This is a genomic window from Flavobacterium sp. PS2 (assembly GCF_046250155.1).
Taxonomy (GTDB): Bacteria; Bacteroidota; Bacteroidia; order Flavobacteriales; family Flavobacteriaceae; genus Flavobacterium.
Genome location: NZ_CP176426.1, coordinates 2,134,841 through 2,152,485, shown reverse-complemented (window position 1 = coordinate 2,152,485; position 17,645 = coordinate 2,134,841). Strand labels below are relative to the sequence as shown.

General features: G+C 30.9%; 19 protein-coding genes. 6 read left to right on the top strand and 13 right to left on the bottom strand.

What is annotated here, in order from left to right:
- The first annotated feature begins 3 nt into the window (after positions 1-3).
- The 5 genes from ACJ6WR_RS09220 (at position 4) to ACJ6WR_RS09200 (ending at position 3,943) form a co-directional block, all read left to right on the top strand.
- A complete protein-coding gene (locus tag ACJ6WR_RS09220) occupies positions 4-474 on the top strand; it encodes a macro domain-containing protein (RefSeq protein ID WP_039117954.1) in 471 nt (156 codons plus the stop codon).
- Positions 475-539: 65 nt separating this feature from the next.
- Positions 540-1,175 carry a DUF4291 domain-containing protein gene (locus ACJ6WR_RS09215; protein WP_409417651.1) on the top strand — a complete coding sequence of 212 codons (636 nt, stop codon included), beginning with the start codon at positions 540-542 and terminating at the stop codon, positions 1,173-1,175.
- Positions 1,176-1,180: 5 nt separating this feature from the next.
- Positions 1,181-1,723: an RNA 2'-phosphotransferase gene (locus ACJ6WR_RS09210; RefSeq protein ID WP_409417650.1), complete on the top strand. Its 543-nt coding sequence runs from the start codon at positions 1,181-1,183 to the stop codon at positions 1,721-1,723.
- A gap of 2 nt (positions 1,724-1,725) precedes the next feature.
- Positions 1,726-2,457, top strand: coding sequence for a metallophosphoesterase family protein (locus tag ACJ6WR_RS09205; protein ID WP_409417649.1), 732 nt, complete (start codon positions 1,726-1,728; stop codon positions 2,455-2,457).
- A 16-nt stretch (positions 2,458-2,473) separates the two neighbouring features.
- The gene (locus tag ACJ6WR_RS09200; RefSeq protein WP_409417648.1) at positions 2,474-3,943 is read left to right on the top strand and encodes a nicotinate phosphoribosyltransferase; all 1,470 of its coding nucleotides are present in this window, start codon (positions 2,474-2,476) and stop codon (positions 3,941-3,943) included.
- Positions 3,944-4,002: 59 nt separating this feature from the next.
- On the opposite strand, the gene nadD is transcribed toward ACJ6WR_RS09200, so the two are convergent.
- From nadD to ACJ6WR_RS09175, 5 genes are all read right to left on the bottom strand, one after another.
- Positions 4,003-4,584: a nicotinate (nicotinamide) nucleotide adenylyltransferase gene (nadD, locus tag ACJ6WR_RS09195; protein ID WP_039113189.1), complete on the bottom strand. Its 582-nt coding sequence runs from the start codon at positions 4,582-4,584 to the stop codon at positions 4,003-4,005.
- A gap of 115 nt (positions 4,585-4,699) precedes the next feature.
- Positions 4,700-5,122, bottom strand: coding sequence for a DoxX family protein (locus tag ACJ6WR_RS09190; protein ID WP_039113188.1), 423 nt, complete (start codon positions 5,120-5,122; stop codon positions 4,700-4,702).
- A 61-nt stretch (positions 5,123-5,183) separates the two neighbouring features.
- Positions 5,184-5,756 (bottom strand): guanylate kinase, encoded by a 573-nt coding sequence (gmk, locus tag ACJ6WR_RS09185; RefSeq protein ID WP_409417647.1) that lies wholly within the window; start codon positions 5,754-5,756, stop codon positions 5,184-5,186.
- A 71-nt stretch (positions 5,757-5,827) separates the two neighbouring features.
- Positions 5,828-6,688 carry a YicC/YloC family endoribonuclease gene (locus tag ACJ6WR_RS09180; protein ID WP_039113187.1) on the bottom strand — a complete coding sequence of 287 codons (861 nt, stop codon included), beginning with the start codon at positions 6,686-6,688 and terminating at the stop codon, positions 5,828-5,830.
- A 58-nt stretch (positions 6,689-6,746) separates the two neighbouring features.
- A complete protein-coding gene (locus ACJ6WR_RS09175) occupies positions 6,747-7,100 on the bottom strand; it encodes an arsenate reductase family protein (protein WP_039113186.1) in 354 nt (117 codons plus the stop codon).
- Positions 7,101-7,176: 76 nt separating this feature from the next.
- Here ACJ6WR_RS09175 and ACJ6WR_RS09170 point away from each other — a divergent pair, with 76 nt between their 5' ends.
- Positions 7,177-7,632, top strand: coding sequence for a DinB family protein (locus ACJ6WR_RS09170; protein ID WP_086894936.1), 456 nt, complete (start codon positions 7,177-7,179; stop codon positions 7,630-7,632).
- 236 nt (positions 7,633-7,868) lie between these two features.
- Here ACJ6WR_RS09170 and ACJ6WR_RS09165 read toward each other — a convergent pair whose 3' ends face one another.
- The 8 genes from ACJ6WR_RS09165 to ACJ6WR_RS09130 all read right to left on the bottom strand — a co-directional run bounded on the left by ACJ6WR_RS09165 (position 7,869) and on the right by ACJ6WR_RS09130 (position 17,591).
- Entirely contained in the window at positions 7,869-8,729 is an 861-nt protein-coding gene (locus ACJ6WR_RS09165) for a thiopeptide-type bacteriocin biosynthesis protein (RefSeq protein WP_409417646.1), read from the bottom strand.
- A gap of 11 nt (positions 8,730-8,740) precedes the next feature.
- Entirely contained in the window at positions 8,741-10,966 is a 2,226-nt protein-coding gene (locus tag ACJ6WR_RS09160) for a lantibiotic dehydratase family protein (RefSeq protein ID WP_409417645.1), read from the bottom strand.
- A 70-nt stretch (positions 10,967-11,036) separates the two neighbouring features.
- On the bottom strand, positions 11,037-12,194 hold the full coding sequence (locus ACJ6WR_RS09155) for a lanthionine synthetase LanC family protein (protein WP_409417644.1): 1,158 nt from the start codon (positions 12,192-12,194) through the stop codon (positions 11,037-11,039).
- 75 nt (positions 12,195-12,269) lie between these two features.
- Positions 12,270-12,548, bottom strand: a complete 279-nt coding sequence (locus ACJ6WR_RS09150) for a hypothetical protein (RefSeq protein WP_409417643.1) — start codon at positions 12,546-12,548, stop codon at positions 12,270-12,272.
- A gap of 44 nt (positions 12,549-12,592) precedes the next feature.
- Positions 12,593-13,342: a nucleotidyltransferase domain-containing protein gene (locus ACJ6WR_RS09145; protein ID WP_409417642.1), complete on the bottom strand. Its 750-nt coding sequence runs from the start codon at positions 13,340-13,342 to the stop codon at positions 12,593-12,595.
- Between the two features lie 306 nt (positions 13,343-13,648).
- Positions 13,649-14,152, bottom strand: coding sequence for a septal ring lytic transglycosylase RlpA family protein (locus ACJ6WR_RS09140; protein ID WP_409417641.1), 504 nt, complete (start codon positions 14,150-14,152; stop codon positions 13,649-13,651).
- 86 nt (positions 14,153-14,238) lie between these two features.
- Positions 14,239-14,661, bottom strand: coding sequence for a hypothetical protein (locus ACJ6WR_RS09135; RefSeq protein ID WP_039117962.1), 423 nt, complete (start codon positions 14,659-14,661; stop codon positions 14,239-14,241).
- 104 nt (positions 14,662-14,765) lie between these two features.
- Positions 14,766-17,591, bottom strand: a complete 2,826-nt coding sequence (locus ACJ6WR_RS09130; RefSeq protein WP_409417640.1) for a TonB-dependent receptor — start codon at positions 17,589-17,591, stop codon at positions 14,766-14,768.
- Between the last annotated feature and the right edge of the window lie 54 nt (positions 17,592-17,645).

Below are 17,645 nucleotides of genomic sequence, written 5' to 3'. Positions count from 1 at the left end.
ACCATGAAAGATATTCAATATATAAAAGGCGATGCAACATCTCCACAATCTGAACATAATAAGATAATTGTTCACATATGTAATGACATAGGTGGATGGGGAAAAGGGTTTGTAATGGCTATTTCAAAACGATGGAAAAAACCAGAAAATCAATATAGAGAATGGTTTAAATCGAAAGTTGATTTTGAATTGGGTAAAGTTCAATTTGTCCAAGTTGAAGAGGATCTTTGGGTTGCTAATTTAATTGGTCAGCACAAAATTAATAAGGACGAGAATGGAAATGCTCCAATAAGATACGATGCTATCGAACAAGGCTTAAAAGAAGTTGCTCTTTTTGCAAACAAGAATAAAGCTAGTATTCATATGCCAAGAATTGGCTGTGGTTTAGCAGGAGGAAAGTGGGAGATGATAGAACCTATTATCTTGGAAACACTTTCTGATAATAACATAGAAACAACAGTATATGATTTTTAGATAAAATTAAAAATCAATCTGTTTTAATTAAAACAGCACAATGAACATATTGTGAGCAAAATAAAATGAAAATAGAATTAAAAAAATATGATGAGCAAATTGCAGAATGGCCAAAATCAGGTTATCACATTATGGCTCAATATGACGAGGAGGAAATAATAGTTTATCAATCATACCGAAAAGAAATAGGGGATTTTGCAGTTGAAAATCAATTTTTTGGTGGAGAGTTTAGTCTTACTAGAATGACTTGGATTAAGCCTAATTTTCTGTGGATGATGTACAGAAACGGATGGGGAACAAAAGAAGGACAAGAAGTGGTGTTGGCAATTCATCTTAAAATTTCAGCATTCAATAGGTATTTACAAAATGCAGTTTACTCGTCTTATGATTCATCACTTGGAATAAGTCGTGAAGAATGGCAAACGCAGGTAAAAACATCATCAATAAGATTACAATGGGATCCAGATCATGATCCTTACGGAAATAAGTTAGAGAGAAGAGCCATTCAGATTGGTTTAAGAGATGACTTTATAAAATCTTTTGCAAAAGAGGATATAGTATTAATCGAGGATATTTCAGATTTTGTAAAAGAACAATATGAATTTGTTCAGAATAAACAATTAGAATATTTGATGGTTCCCGCTGAGAGACCTTTCCTTTTTGAGGATGAAGAATTAAATAAGAAATTAAAAATTTCATAGAAATCATGAATGAAAAAATAGCAAAAAGCATTAGCAAATTCCTGAGTTTAGTACTCAGACATTCGCCAGAAACCATAAATTTAAAACTAGATGAAAATGGTTGGGCAGATGTAGAAGAATTGATTGCAAAATGTTCGAAAAATGGAAATACATTAGATTCAGAACTTCTGGATTATGTAGTAGAAAATAACGATAAGAAAAGATTTGCTTTTAATGAAGATAAAACTAAAATAAGAGCAAGTCAGGGACATTCAATTTCGGTTGAGTTAAACCTGAATGAAGCTGAACCTTCGGAGTTTTTGTATCACGGAACAGTTGGGAAGTTTATGGAAAGCATCAAAAGAGAAGGACTCCAGAAAATGAGTCGTCAACACGTACATCTTAGCCAGGATAGAGAAACAGCTATTAAAGTGGGGGGAAGAAGAGGAACTCCACAGATTTTATCTGTTAGAAGTGGCGCCATGCATAGAGACGGATTTAAATTTTATTTGTCTGAAAATAATGTTTGGTTAACAGATGCTGTTCCTGCAAAATATATAGAGTTTTAATTATGAAAAAGACTTTGGTAATTGGTGATATTCATGGCGGATTAAGAGCTTTAATTCAACTTTTGGAGCGAACCAATATCCATGCAAATGATAGGTTGATTTTTTTGGGAGATTATGTTGATGGCTGGAGCGAATCTGCAGCGGTAATTGATTTTCTTATCGAATTGAATAAAACACATAGTTGTATATTTATTAAAGGAAATCATGATATTTGGTGTCAAGAATGGTTACAATCAGGAAAGCCAAATAGTATTTGGTTGCAACACGGAGGAACGGCGACTATAAAAAGCTATGAAAATTATGCTACTGAGAAAATAATGGAGCATTTGTCCTTTTTCGAAAGTATGAAAGACTATCATGTCGATGAGCAAAATCGCTTATTTATTCACGCAGGATTTTCATCTATGCACGGCCCAGAGAAGGAACATTATTCGAGTAATTATTCTTGGGACAGAACATTATGGGAAATGGCCTTGATAATGGATAAACGAATAAAAAAAGATTCGCTTTTATACCCCAAAAGATTATTACTTTACGAAGAAATATACATAGGTCATACACCAACATTAAATTACAATATTCAAGTTCCTATGCAAGGTTGTAATGTTTGGAATATTGATACAGGAGCTGCTTTTTACGGGAAATTATCCTGTATGGATATTGAGACAAAAACAGTTTGGCAAAGTAATATAGTTCAGGAATTATATCCGAACGAAAAAGGAAGAAATAAATAATAATAACAATAAAACCATGAACCCACTATTATTAACAGATGGTTACAAAGTTGACCACAGAAGACAATATCCAACAGGAACATCATTAGTATATTCTAACTGGACACCAAGAAAATCTAGAATTGAAGGAGTTGATGAAGTTGTATTTTTTGGATTACAATATTTTATCAAAAAATATATTATTCAGGATTTCGATTTATACTTTTTTAAACAACCAAAAGAAGAAGTTATAAAAAAATACTCTCGTAGAATCAATAATTATTTAGGCGAAAACCAAGTTGGAACCAAACATATTGAGGATTTACATGATTTAGGATATATACCGATGGTTTTTAAAGCATTGCCAGAAGGAGCAAGCGTTCCCGTTCGTGTGCCTATGTTTACGATGTATAATACAATCCCAGAGTTTTTTTGGTTAACAAATTATTTTGAGACATTACTTTCAGCAGTAGTTTGGTTGCCTTGTAACTCTGCAACAATTGCTAAACAATACAGAATCGTACTTGATAAATACGCACAAGAAACTTCATCTGTTCCAGAGTTTGTAGATTGGCAAGGACATGATTTTTCTATGAGAGGAATGGGAGGGATAGAAGCTGCGGTAACTTCATCTGCGGGACATTTATTAAGCTTTACAGGTTCTGACACAATTCCTGCAATTGATTTTCTAGAGGAATATTATAACGCTAATTCAGATGTTGAACTAGTTGCTGGATCTGTAGCTGCAACTGAACATTCTGTAATGTGTATGGGAACTACTGAGGGAGAATGCGAAACTTTTAAAAGATTAATTTGCGAAGTGTATCCTAAAGGAATTGTTTCTATCGTTTCTGACACTTGGGATTTATGGAAAGTGTTAACTGATTATTTGCCTCGATTAAAAGAAGAGATTCTTTCTAGAGAAGGTAAAGTAGTAATTAGACCTGATAGTGGAGATCCTGTTGACATTATTTGTGGTAATCCAAACGGTAAGACAGAACAAGAAAAGAAAGGTGTTATTGAGTTAATTTGGGATGTTTTTGGAGGAACTACAAATAGCAAAGGGTATAAAGAATTAGTACCACAAATTGGGGCAATATATGGTGATAGTATTACTGTAGCGAGAGCCACTCAAATTTGCGAAAGATTAAAAGCCAAAGGTTTTGCTTCTACAAATGTGGTTTTAGGAATTGGTTCATTTACGTACCAATACAATACCAGAGATACTTTTGGTTTTGCAATGAAAGCGACTTATGGTGAAGTAAACGGAGAAGGAAGAGCAATCTTTAAAGATCCAATTACAGATGATGGAACTAAAAAATCGGCTAAAGGATTAATGAAAATTGACCTAGTAGATGGCGTATATCAATTAACAGATAATGTTTCTTGGGAAGAAGAGGGTAAAGGGGAATTAAAAGAAGTCTTTAGAGATGGAAAATTATTAATCGACCACTCATTAACTGAGATTCGCAATAATGTAAAAAAAGAAGAGCTTGCTATAAGCTAACTAACAAAGAAAAAGCCTAAATGAAATTTACATTTAGGCTTTCTTGTTTTTACTACAAATTACTTCTTATAAAAATTATTGTGGTCAATATATTCCCAGACTTTCTCGGGTAATAGTGGCTGAATATTTTTTCCTTCTTTAATATTGTTACGAATAAAAGTAGAAGATATTTCTACAATTGGCGCATCTATTAAATGAATTTTAGGATGATTTTTTAGTTCTAAATTTTCTACTTCAGATGAAATTCTTGGATAAACATAAATGTCATAATCTTGTAGAATCACTTCGTAGTTCTTCCATTTATGAAGCGTTTTCAAATTGTCTTCGCCCATAATCAATGAAAATTCATGATTAGGATATCTTTCTTGTAAATGAACTAATGTATTTACAGTATAATTAGGCTGAGAGAGTTTAAACTCAATATCCGAAGGTTTTAATTTATCAAAACTATCTGTAGCCAAATGAACCATTTGTAAACGATGGTAATCGTCTAGTAATGTATCCTTCTTTTTAAGAGGGTTATGTGGTGTAACTACCATCCAAACCTGGTCTAAATCGGCATGTTCTGCCATGTGATTGGCAATGATAAGATGCCCAACATGTATGGGATTGAAAGTTCCGAAATAAAGACCAATTTTCATAAAAAAGGTAATTTTGTTTGATAGATTAAATAGCTTTAACTACATCAGTATTTTAACTGGATGAGGTTTTGTCTTTTTTACTTTCAAAATTGTTCTAAAATAATAGCTGTTAAGCTTAAAAACGACTCTTTTTACTAATGAAATTGTCTATCGAGAATTTACCACTTCCTGTTACAAAAAGAAGTAAATAAAATAATAGATATAAAATCGCCATTTCTTTAACATCGATTGGGTCAGCTCCGTGAACAACAAATACAGCAACTAACATTGTTATTATTAAAGGAATCGAAGCTAATCTTGTTGCTAAACCTATTGCAATAAGAAATGAACAAACAACTTCGGCAAAAACAGCAAGACCTAAAGAAAACGTACTTCCTACTCCCAGAGGATCCGGAAATTGAATTTCACCTCCGGCTAAAAGTGTATTTAACTTTGGTAAACCATGAAAAATCATCAATGTTGCAATTGATAATCGGATTATAAGAATAATAAAATCGACTTTGTTTTCGCTTCTTTTTACCTGAAATAATCTGTTCATAATAGTACTGTTTTTTATTTTTAAAATAATTGGCGTTTATATTGCTTTTTAGAGCGTGATCTTATTTATTAATAAACTCTTTTACCAGTTGGTAAGCTTCTTCTTTGGCAGTATCCAAATCGTAGTTCTTGATGATTTTATCAAATTGCGGAGCAGTTGCAAGTTCTACAGATGCTTTTGCAATACGCATATTGATTTTGTCTTCACTTTCGGTCGAGCGTTTTTTCAAACGAATTTTCAGCTCATCGATACTTGGTGGTTTTACAAAAACGGCAAGAGTTTCTTCAGGAAATTTATGTTTAATACGTAATCCTCCAGAAACATCAATGTCAAAAATCACATTTTTTCCTAAAGCCCAAATGCGTTCGATTTCGCTTTTTAAAGTCCCATAAAAGTTATCACGGTACACTTCTTCCCACTCCAGGAAATTTTCGGCTTTAATATGCTTTTTAAATTCTTCTAATGAAATAAAGTAATAATCAGTTCCATGAACTTCCTCTCCGCGAGGTTCACGTGAGGCTGCTGAAATAGAAAATTCTAAGTTTAAATCTTCTTTACTTAATAAATGTCTAACGATGGTTGTTTTTCCTGAACCGGAAGGTGCTGAGAATACGATTAATTTCCCTTTTTTCATTACTTATGCTTTTGGCCTTAAGCATTACGCTTTAAGCTTTTATTTAGTATATCTTTTTTGGTTTCTAGTTTTTACAAAACATTCAAAACCTGCTCTTTAATTTTCTCTAGTTCATCTTTCATCATCACGACCAATTTTTGCATTTGAGCATGATTAGACTTAGAACCCATAGTATTGATTTCACGTCCCATTTCTTGAGTTATAAAACCTAATTTTCTACCATTGGCTTCAGTACCATCGATAGTTTGAAGGAAATAATCAAGATGATTGGTTAAGCGTACTTTTTCTTCAGTTATATCTAGTTTTTCTAGATAGTAGATAAGTTCTTGCTCAAAACGATTTTCATCAACATTTACTTTAAGTTCAGAAATTGCAGTTTGCAAACGGTCTTTAATAGCCTGAACACGTTCTGGGTCTAATGCTAAAGCATCTGTCATGTACTGACGGATATTACCTATTCGTAATTGAAATTCTTTTTCAAGAGACTCACCTTCATCTTTTCTAAAATTCAAGATGTTTTGTAAAGCTTCTTCGATTACAGTTTGAATTTGCTCCCAATCATTTTCATCAATTTCTTCACGTTCCGTTTTTAATGTATCTGGCATGCGAATAGCCATTTTCATTAATTCAGTTTCATCTGCTTCAGGATAAACTTCCTTCAGTTGGTTGATGTAAATTCTCACGATAGGAACATTTACTTTCGTAGATGTTTGTTCGGAAGTACTTTCGATAAAAATAGAAAAATCGACTTTACCTCTTTCTAGTTTCAGTGCAATCTGATTGCGTAAACCCAACTCCATTTCTCTGTAAAGTGAAGGCATTCTCACATTAAGGTCTAAACCTTTACTGTTTAACGATTTTACTTCTACAGTAATTTTTTTTGTTGGTAATTGCAAAGAAGCTTTGCCGAACCCTGTCATGGATTGTATCATATAAATTGGATATAGAGGGGCAAAGATAATGAAATATTTGGTGTATTGTTGATGATGGTTATTTGGTTAAAACCTTCATTACCTGTAAGATATTTTGTTGCGAGTTGCCAATGTATATTTTTTCGTCAATAATAAAGACAGGACGACTCAAGAAAGTATAATGTTCTAATATGTATTTCTTAAAATCGGCTTCGGTCAGGGATTTGTTTTTTAAATCCATAGATTTATATAATTGAGCCTTTTTGCTAAATAAAGCCTCGTAACTACCAGATAGTTGGTGCATTTCCTCAAGCTCAGTTTCAGTAATTGGATTTTGCTTGATGTCATGAAAAACCAAGTCATTATCTTTAGGTAATCCTTTTATAATTTTACGACAAGTATCGCAAGAAGCGAGGTAGTATATTTTGTTCATAGTATCAAAGTTTTGAGTGCAAAGAAAATTCATTTAATATTTAAATTGTTTATTTTTATAAAAAAAAAACATAATCATGAATCAAGCATTTGAAGCAACTAGAGTAAGCAGAAATTTAATTTTACAATTTTTAGATAATTATTCATTAGAGCAATTAAACAAAGTTCCTCAGGGATTTAATAATAATATAATTTGGAATGTTGCGCATATTGTTGTTACACAGCAGCTTCTGGTTTATAAATTATCAGGACTGCCAATGATGGTGTCGGACGAGTTGGTTGCAAAATATAGAAAAGACACCAAGCCTGAAGGTGATGTATCACAAGCAGAACTTCAAGAAATTAAATCTTTGCTTTTTGAAACTATAAAGAAAACAGAAGCAGATTATAATGCTAATGCGTTTAAAACATATAATGAGTTAACAACAAGTCTTGGTTTTATCTTTAAAAATATTGAAGATGCATTGTCTTTTAACAACTACCACGAAGCACTCCATGTTGGAATAATGATGAGTATCCGAAAATTTATTTAAAATATCTGCTTAAATCAAGGAGGGGACTGAATGAGTCTCTTAAACAGTAAAAATGAAAATAACCAAAAAGGAACTAAACTTTATTGTTTTAGCTCCTTTTATCTATTATAAGATACTATATCTTAGGAAATTAAATTTGAATGAAAAAAGGCAAAAAATAAATTTAATGCCTTATTTAGTCGTTTTTTTAATTGTTTTTGAAAATGGGTAGCTTTTCTAGTGCTCTCTAAATAAATTTAGTTTCTTTTGTTTATTTTAAACTTATAAAACCGCCATAAAAGATCATAGCATACCAATTCATGGATTCGATTATTTGAATAATACAATCTATTAAGTGACATATGTATGAAACTGGATATTAAATAAGTTAATTTGTTTTCTTCTATTAAATCTCTGCTCGTTATGTTTAAAATTTTCTCTAGGTTTTTTTTTATTTCAATGTTTATTATCGAATTGCTATGATTCAGTAATTCATTATAAATAGAGTCTTTATGTTCAATATATACTTTCTCTATTTGTTTTTTATTTTCTTTGTTAATTTCAAATTCTTTGTAAAATGAATTTCTAAGGGTTTCTATGAATTTTAACTTTTGAAAATCAGATAATTTAAAATTATTCAGATAAGAATCAATAAGCTTTAGGCTAAAAATAGGTTTGGAAATTTTAGAAAGTGCATTGTCGTCGTTTGTAGGTATAGATAGAAAATTAATTATTTCAGTACTATCATTAAAAAAAACATCTTCTGCTAATTCCATTATTGCAAGTCCGTACCTCTCAATCTCTCTATCATAGCAATCTATTTGTAAAGACCATATTGATTTAGAGTTTATGTAATCTTGTAATAGATTATTAAAGTTATGTATGATATAGCCTATGTTCTTTTTGTCTATTAGTTTAATCCTAAATCTTATGTGATTATTAGGATCAGCATATCTGATAAAGAACCATTTTTCTATATAACCATCTTTTATTAGATTTTCTGTAAATGGTTTAATAATTTCAATTAGTACTGTGTCAGATGTCTTATAGCCACAGTATATTTTATAATATAACCATTCATCGCCAACAAAAAAACGTCTTTTTAGTGTGTTAATCATCGTTAAGTAGTTTACTTGTTTTTATAAATTGCAATAATAACTTGATTTGTAAAACTATCTTCTACTCTTTTTACAATTTGATTTTTATCAGAAAAAAGAAACTCTTCAAAAAGAATTTTGTCTTTTTTCAAAATGACATCTAACATCATGGTAAAAGATCTACTGTTTTCAAGATCAACTAGAAGTTCGTTGTCTCCCTCAATTATATTTATGTAGCGAGGAATTTTCCATTCGTTTCTAAAAATTTGTATGTCATTTTTTAACTCATCAAAAGATACTTTTTTGAAAAAAGTAGAAATGTCTTTTTGGGTGAAAATCCAACTGGCTTTCTTTAAGATAATATCTTTATATTCTATTCTGGGGATATATTTGAATACTCTTGAAAGACCACTTAGAGTTAGAGCTATTCCCCTTCTCTTGCCTTGCATCTGCAAATCTGATAAGAAATGATAAATAGGAGTACTGTTATTACTAAAACTATGTGCGTTTATTAATCTAGGGAGAACCTTTTTATTTTTAGAAATCGAGCGTAGTATAATTTCTCCGTAATGGTTAACTGATACTGCTAGATCACTAATGGGTATTTGATTATCAAATTCTTTTATTGATTGGGCAAGATATGGTATTTCATAGTCGTAAAAGCTTGATCTTGAAACGACATTTCCGATTCGTGCTTCTGGTAAATGAGCAATTTCTGCTAGAATAGTATTTTCATCATTTTTTTTATCGGCTTCAGTTATTTGTTTGCAAAAGGCATCAATCTCAGTATCAGCTAAAGAAAATCTTCCAAAGAGATTTGCGCCAGTTGAGCCTCCACCGCCAGTTAATAATACCTTTTGTTTGCCGTCTGTAATTATAAATTCAGTAATAAAAGATATTGTTTCTGGGAGATTATTCCATTCATCATTAATTAGTGGTAGTTTATCTTTATCAAGAGTGATGCTTAAATAGTCTTTCTTATAGGCTGTCAAGATTTTTTCATGTAGATATAGCTCTAATTTATTTAAACTTACATCATCAGTTGTATTTTTTTTGTTTAATATAATTTGATTAATAAAGGAATCGTCGGGTAGAATGTTATGAAAAGGACTCTCTTTGTATAAAATTCCAGAATCTGAATCTAAGGCCATCGATAACGAAACTTCTGATTCTCCAAATTTTTCAATAAATTGTTTTTTAAAATTTTGTAAGAAACCGCTTTCCATTCTAGGAGAGAGATGATTCAATATCATGATTCCTTCTCTAATGTTTTTTATGACTTTTTTATCTAATGTATTTGTTTCGGCTGCAATTTTTAAATCCGTTTGAAATAGATATTTTGCATCAAATCTTGTGTCGAGCTCAAGTAAAAGTTTTGCTATTTCATTATATTCAGAAATCTGACTCTCAATGTTTGTATCGAGTTTTTCAATCTTATCAGCAACCCCTTTAATTACATTTTTTATTTCATCTATGTCTTCTATGTTAGATATTATTTTTCGTAGATGAGTAAAATAATCCGACCCTACGACTAATGGTTCTAATTCGCTTAATAGTAATTGATTTTCTATTATTTCAGATATATAATCTAAAGCTTCCTGATATTCTACATCGGGATATTTTTTAATCAGTTCATTTGTTATTTCAGTAATTAAGCAACCTTCTTTTGAGAAATCAAGTAAAAAATCTAGTATTTCCGATTTTTCAACTGAAACAATTTCATGACTTCTTTTTAAACCATAATATTTATATTCAATATATCTTAGTTCTTTATTATGAGAATATATCGTTGTGTTAGTATAAAAACGTACGCTATTTTTGATTTTCTCATTTTTAATTAAATTATTAGTTAAAGAAACTAAATAAAACATGTCCAGCTTAGTGTATTTTATGTGCTTGTTATTATTGCTGATTGATATATTATTTTCATCTGAAAATGTACCTAGTGAATATCCTGCGTAAAGCCCAAAAGGGGTGCATCTCGATGACATTCGAGTTAAATATTTGGTAAGTGAGTTTTTTAGTTTTTCTATTTTTTTTATGTCTGTTAACTCTCCGTTCATCCATTTTTTCAAAATGAGGTATAAACTAGGTGAGGCTACAAAGATCGCTTCTTGTACCAAGCTTTCGGTAAATTTTTTCTTAAAAATAGACTCATCTTCGTTTATTTTATCTAGAAAAGAGAATAGATCTGATATTGGATATAAAGGTGTTCTAAGAACATAGTTTGGGAATAATTTGTAAGGGAATTGGCTCATTTGTTTTTTATAGTTTAAATTACTTGAAATAGATTTGTAAAACTCATTTTATGTTTTTTTTAATAAATTATTATAAAAATAAACATTCATCCCAATTAAGTTTTTTTGAATCAAAAATGTCTAATAATGTGAGACCAATACCCGATAGTCCATTTAAAATAGTTAAATCTGAATTATTATTTATTGTAATATTTTTTATTCCTAGATCTAGCCAATAGTTGCTGGTTTCAAGGAACTCTTCTTTTTTTGTTATTTTATAAGCATCTAAGAAAATTTTGTAGGCACCTAAGTAGCCATGACAGAGACAGTCTGATTTTAAAAAAGATTTCTCGAAAGATGTTCTGCATGATGCATGTTCTAGAATTTCTATCCCAGCAAGCTTATAATTGTCATTATGATTATAACGAATAGATGTGTTTAATAAATTAATACCAATACCAATATCTCCAGTGCACCAAGTAAGAGCACTCTGATATTTCACAGCCCCTTTTTGGCTCATGAAATTCGGAAAAAGTGATATACCGGAATTTGTATCATCTTTATATTTTAATAAATATGCAATATATTGATCTGATAATAATTGTGCCTCTAAATTGAATTTTGGTATTGTTGAGATTTTATTAAGAATGAATATAATGCTTGAAATTCCATGTGCTGAGCCAAAAAAAACATTGTTTTCGAAACCCATTTTTATATCGGTCTTTTTTGATCCATTTGGGAATAATTCTATTTTTGGAAGTAATTCTGATAAAAAATTCAATAAAAGTATAATTGATTCTTTAATTTTTTCTAAGGTTTTAATATCAGTTAAATTATTATAGCGATCAATAGAGTAATTTACATATCCAATTGCACCATGAAAAAAATCAAAATTATTATCTTTTAATGAGGATTGAATCCAGTAATGATTATAGTTGTCTATGTCAAGAAGAACTTCATTATTACTAACATCTATAAAGTTTTCTTTTATTAAATAGTTTATGACCCAGGCTAATCCAATTATTCCATTGCAGTAGGTTGGTTTTGTGTATCCTTCATTAATTTTCAGGATGCATTTTTCTAATATAGTACTGCCAATTGTACTTTCTGTATTAAAAACTCTGGAATAGTGAAAATTAAATAAAGCCAAACCAGATAGACCTGTTAAAACACCAATTTCGTTTGTTTTTTGAAAGTTTAAACTAATTTGATCATTAATTAAATGAATTTTTGACTCTATAAAATCCATAAGATGTTAAGTGTTGAATAAAAAATCCAAAACTTTTCAGTTTTGGATTTTTTATTTTATTATAAATACAAAGAATTATGATAGCTTAGTGTTACAATATGTGCTAAGATTAAAGTTACAACTAGAATAAGATGATGTATCATTCCATCCTCCTCCAATTGTTATAATATCAACAGGTCCACCACCTGAAGGACCGGTTCCATTACTTGTATCTGACGGTGTAGCAGTGTTTGTGAAAGTTGTGACTTCTCCACCTCCTTTTACATTTTGTAATTCGCCATTTTCAAGTGGTTTGATGTTAAGATTGTCAAGTTTTGAAATCGTAACTTTCGTTAATTTAAGATTAGTTTTCATAAATTTAAAATTTTGATGTGTATAGTATTACAAATATATTAATATTATTGTTCTTTCCATGAAAAAGCATCATTTTTTGTGTTAAATTTTATGATTTTTTTCTGTAAAAAATCAAACATTTTTGAAAGATGATATTTGTTGGTTTTTCCAATTGAAATGCAGTTTTGCCAAAGCAATGCAAACTCTTCATCAGGAAATTTACTCCAATTACATTTATCTCTAAATAAATCGTTTGTGAATAGTTTTTCAAGTTTTAAATCTGATACTATTTCGAAATTTAAAAAGTGGGAATAGAAAGTCAAACTTATTTTCATAAATGACATATAAGTGTAGATAAAATAGGTAGAGTCTTCATCTAGAGTTTCTAGGTAACTCTTATAGTTGTATAAAAGATATATGTTTGATTTTAAAGTTTCATCGTCAATTTTTCTTATTATAAAGTCACTTTTTTGATAATAATTAGCAAGTTTTTGAAGTTCAGAAACGATACCATCTTTTTCGAAAATAATCCTACCCATACTGATTGTGGTGGCTTCAAATCTATTATTCATAGAGAATTCTTTTCTGAATCTACTTTCTATAATATTATGGCTTCTCACTAAATATGAAAATTTGAATCCATCAATCTCAATTAAACCTTTAGTTGTTTTGGAATCTCCTGCAAGAAATATCCGAATGTCAACATCCGAACTTTTATGGTTCATTTCAATTGCATGACTTCCGGTTAAAAGTATACCAACAACATCTTTATTATTGTACCAATTTTTTAAAAATTTATCAAGAGCTTTTTCCATCTATTTACATATAATACTACTAAGGTAAATTAAACTTTGAAAAGACAAAATAAAAAACAAAATATTTTCTTACTATTTTTCAAGTAAGCTAACTTTTGATTTATAGATTTTTTGTCTTAATGAATGGACAGCTTTAAATTATCTGTTTTTTTTAAACGCAATAGTTTGAGTATCTCTTTTAAGATTTTATATAAAGTTTCTTTGGTAAATGATGTTTAATTTGAGGAGTATGGCAGGCCTTTTTCATAAAACTGCCTCCAAATAGTGTTTGACTTTTTGGAGGCAGTTTATTTTATCAGGATTCTATTATTCTACTATTGTTTCTATAGTTACAGTCATTGCTCCGGCACCTTTGTGTTTAGTGATGTCCATAAAAGCACGTTTTGATAAGTCTATTTCACGTGTTCTTACAAATGGGCCTCTATCTGTGATTTCTACAATTACAAATTTTCCATTGGCTTCGTTTGTAACTTTTACTTTAGTACCAAACGGAAGTTTTTTGTGAGCAGCAGTATATTTATTGTTGTAGAAACGACTTCCGTTTGCAGTTTTTCGACCATTAAAACGATCTGAATAATAGGAAGCGTGAGCAGATTTTTTGTAAAGTTTTAATCTGGAATTTTTATCTATTGTTATAGAGTCATTTTGTGTATTAGTAGGAGAGGCAACAGTTTTATTTTTTTGGTTTTTTAAACTATCCTGGATTACTTTAGAGGCTACTGGTTTGGTTTGACTGTTTAAATATGAAAAACCACAGCTTAAAAAAGTAATGATTAGGATAGATAGTATGATGGTTGTTTTATTACTCATAAATTTTATTTTTAAGATGGATATACTTACACAAATAATATGCCGAAATTAAAAAAAGCCCTGTAATTAGGGCTTGATTTGTGTTTTTAGAACCATAACTTCCATGGTAATCTACTTAGAATCAGTACTAATCCTAATCCGTAAAAAATTGCAAATGTTTTGAATTTTGACTCGCTTGTAGTCAGGTTTTTATGTTTTGACCATCCGATAGTTATCAAAATGATAGCTATAATATTGATTAATGGGTGTTCTAATGATGTAAGTCTAAGGTCTGCGTTTGACATTTGTCCGAAAGCAGCTTTTCCAAGAGGAGAAACAAAATAAAGGATTAATCCGATTAGTAATTGCGTATGAGTTGCGATTAATGTAAAAAGACCAATTTTACGATCTGTTGGTGTAAAATCTTTTTTTGAGGTAAAACCAATAATTGCATTTATAACTGCAACTAATAGAAGGATTAAGGCAATATAGGCCCATCCTGAGTGAAATTTTTGTATGAATTCGTACATAGAATTAAAGTTTTTTAACAAATATAAACAAAATTATGGCATAAAAAAACGGCATTAAGCTAAAAAGCCAATGCCGTTTTTGTAAATATTATGTTGTGATTTTTTTAGAAATCGTAACGTAATGTAAAGTTCCAAGTTCTTCCGAAACCAAAGAATACTTGGTTACCTGTTGCTACACCGTCATATATTTTTCCAGCTGAAGCATAAGTAGGTCCATTTTTTCCATTAATGAAATCGTCAGTAAAATAATTAGTTCTAGATTCAGCAATGTAAATTTTGTCTAAAACGTTGTTTACGTTTAATCTAAAGTTCATTGATCTGTTTTTGTCTTTACCTACAAGCATTTTGTATGAGAAACCAGCATCCATTACTCCGTAATTAGGTAACTCTAATGCTCCTTTGTTGTCTGGAGATGCAAAGTTAACAGGTGTTAATCCTGCATATAAGTTGTCATTGTAATTGTAATTAGCATCAACAGTAACTCTTGGTAATACTTCGTAAGAAGCTCCTAAAGAAGCTGTCATTTGTGCTGCATCACCTACTTTTACTTTGTCCATGTAAACTGTAACGCCTGTATATGCTGGAATTGGAGTATTATCTGCTTGCCAATAAGCATTTACAGTAGCATTTCCTTTATATTCCCAAATTCCGTAAGAGAACATAGCGTTAACTTTTAATTTATCTGTTATGTTAGAATTTGCTTCAAACTCAATTCCAGAGTGAACTTCATTAAGTCCTAAATATTCTGTATAAGTTGTATTTGAAGGGAATTCAGTGGTAGTTGGAAGTGGGTTACCTTTTAAGTATCTGTCATTCCAAGTTGTGTTGTAAACGTTTACAGTAGCATTAAAGAAACGAGAACGGAATCCGTATCCAGCTTCAAAACCAATAATCTTTTCGTTTGTAAGGTTAGGGTTTACTATAGATCTGTTATTTGGGTAAACTGAGTTAAAGAATGGTTGTTTAGAGTAATAACCTGCATTTACATACACATTGTTTTTCTCATTAATGTTGTAGTTTGCACCACCTTTTACGTTACCACCTAAGATGTTTTTATAATCTGTAGAGGCTAATGGGTCTGTAGATTTATATACAAAATCATCTTCTCTTTGGTATCCTTGTTGAGAGATTGCTCCTTGAACGAAAGCTGTTAAATTGTCTTTAGAGTACTCAAGTTGAGTAAAAGCTCCGTACCATCTTACATTTCCAGTACTGTTAAATGCAATTTTGTCATAATCCTTATTTTGGAAAGGATTCCATTGTACAGCAGTTGAGTAAGTAGAAGTAAGGTGTCTACCTTCTGGTTTTAAATCTGCAATCATATTGTCATAGAATTCTCCACCACCTAATAAGTCATTTACTACAGTAAAGTGGTATCCTTTGTAAGTTCTAGCGTCAACTCCAAAATCTAAAGTTAATGTATTGCTTAATTTTTTGTTCAAGTTGATTACTGCTCCATACCAGTCATGAGAGTTGATAGAAGAAGTTTGCGAAATCCCAGAAGTACCAGTAGTAGCGCCATCAGGAGCATTAGTTCCAGAACTAGAAGTATTTTGGTAAACTCCATTTACTCCGCCAACTTTAGCTCTAGTTTGAGGCCCAGTAAAACCATTGATGAAAACTGGTTGACCAGAGTTGTATGCTACGATTTTATCATAATCAACTAATCCGTTAGCATCTCTAAAAGCAACAGCATCGCTATAAACTTTTCCTCTAATTCCTCCTGTAGCACTTGCTCCAGCTCCACGTCCCCATGAAGCATAAAGGATACTAGATAGTTTAGTAGTTTCGTTTATTTTATAATCCCAGTTGATAGATGCAACAGGCTTGTGGTAGTAATTTTTTTTGATATTGTATCTCTCACCATTTAAGTACCCATTATCAGCGTTGTATCTTGTATTTGGGTTTTCAAGAGAACCGTATTTTTGGTAAGTTTCAATTGATATGTTTGTTGATCTTTGGTTGTGCCATTGTGGCGCACCAGTTACAGTAAATTGAAAATCGTGTTTGTTATCTTTTGTAGCATATCCTAAAGCTACGAAGTAGTTAGTTCCTTCAAATTCAGTTCCGTTAATATATCCGTCTCCCATTGTTTGAGATAATAATACAGAAGCAGAAAGTCCGTTATCTAATTTTCCAGTATTGTAAGATCCTTGTAATTTTAAATAATTTGCATTACCAAATCCAGAAGAAAAAGAACCTCCTTGTTTGATGTCAGAAGATTTAGTTACAATGTTTATTGTTCCCCCTACAGATGAAACAGCAAGTTTAGAAGAACCTAAACCTCTTTGTACCTGCATTGCAGAAGTTACATCAGAAAGTCCAGCCCAGTTACTCCAGTAAACAGTTCCACCTTCCATGTCATTAATTGGCATACCATTAACCATTACGGCAATGTTTTTTTGGTCAAATCCACGAATGTTGATTCTTGAGTCTCCGTATCCACCACCACCTTTTGTAGCGTAAACTGAAGGAGTATTTCTTAAAACCTCAGGAAATTCTTGAGTTCCTAATTTTGCTTGGATTTCTGAAGCTTTAATAGTAGAAACAGCAACAGGAGTTTTTCTGTCCTTAGCGATATCAACTACAGTACTTTTTACAACAATCTCGTCTAGTTGGTTAGAGTTTGATGTTAAAACGATAGCTCCTAAATTAACAGTTCCTCCATTAGAAACAGAAAATTTAATTGTTTTAGAGTCGTAACCTAAGTAAGAAACAACTACTTCTCCAGAGGCTACTGAAGTTGTAATAGAAAATTTACCATCAAAATCGCTTGAGCCAGCGTCTGATGACCCTTTAACTACAGCATTAGCTCCAGGTAAAGAATTAGAACCATCGGTAATTGTACCTGTGATTTTTCCTTGCGAAAATACGGTTGAAACCATCATGAACAATAGTCCCGTGAGTAACCAATTTTTCATTGTCTTCATTTGTTATTTAGTTAATTGTTTTTGGCAAAATTATAACATTTTAATCGGATAATG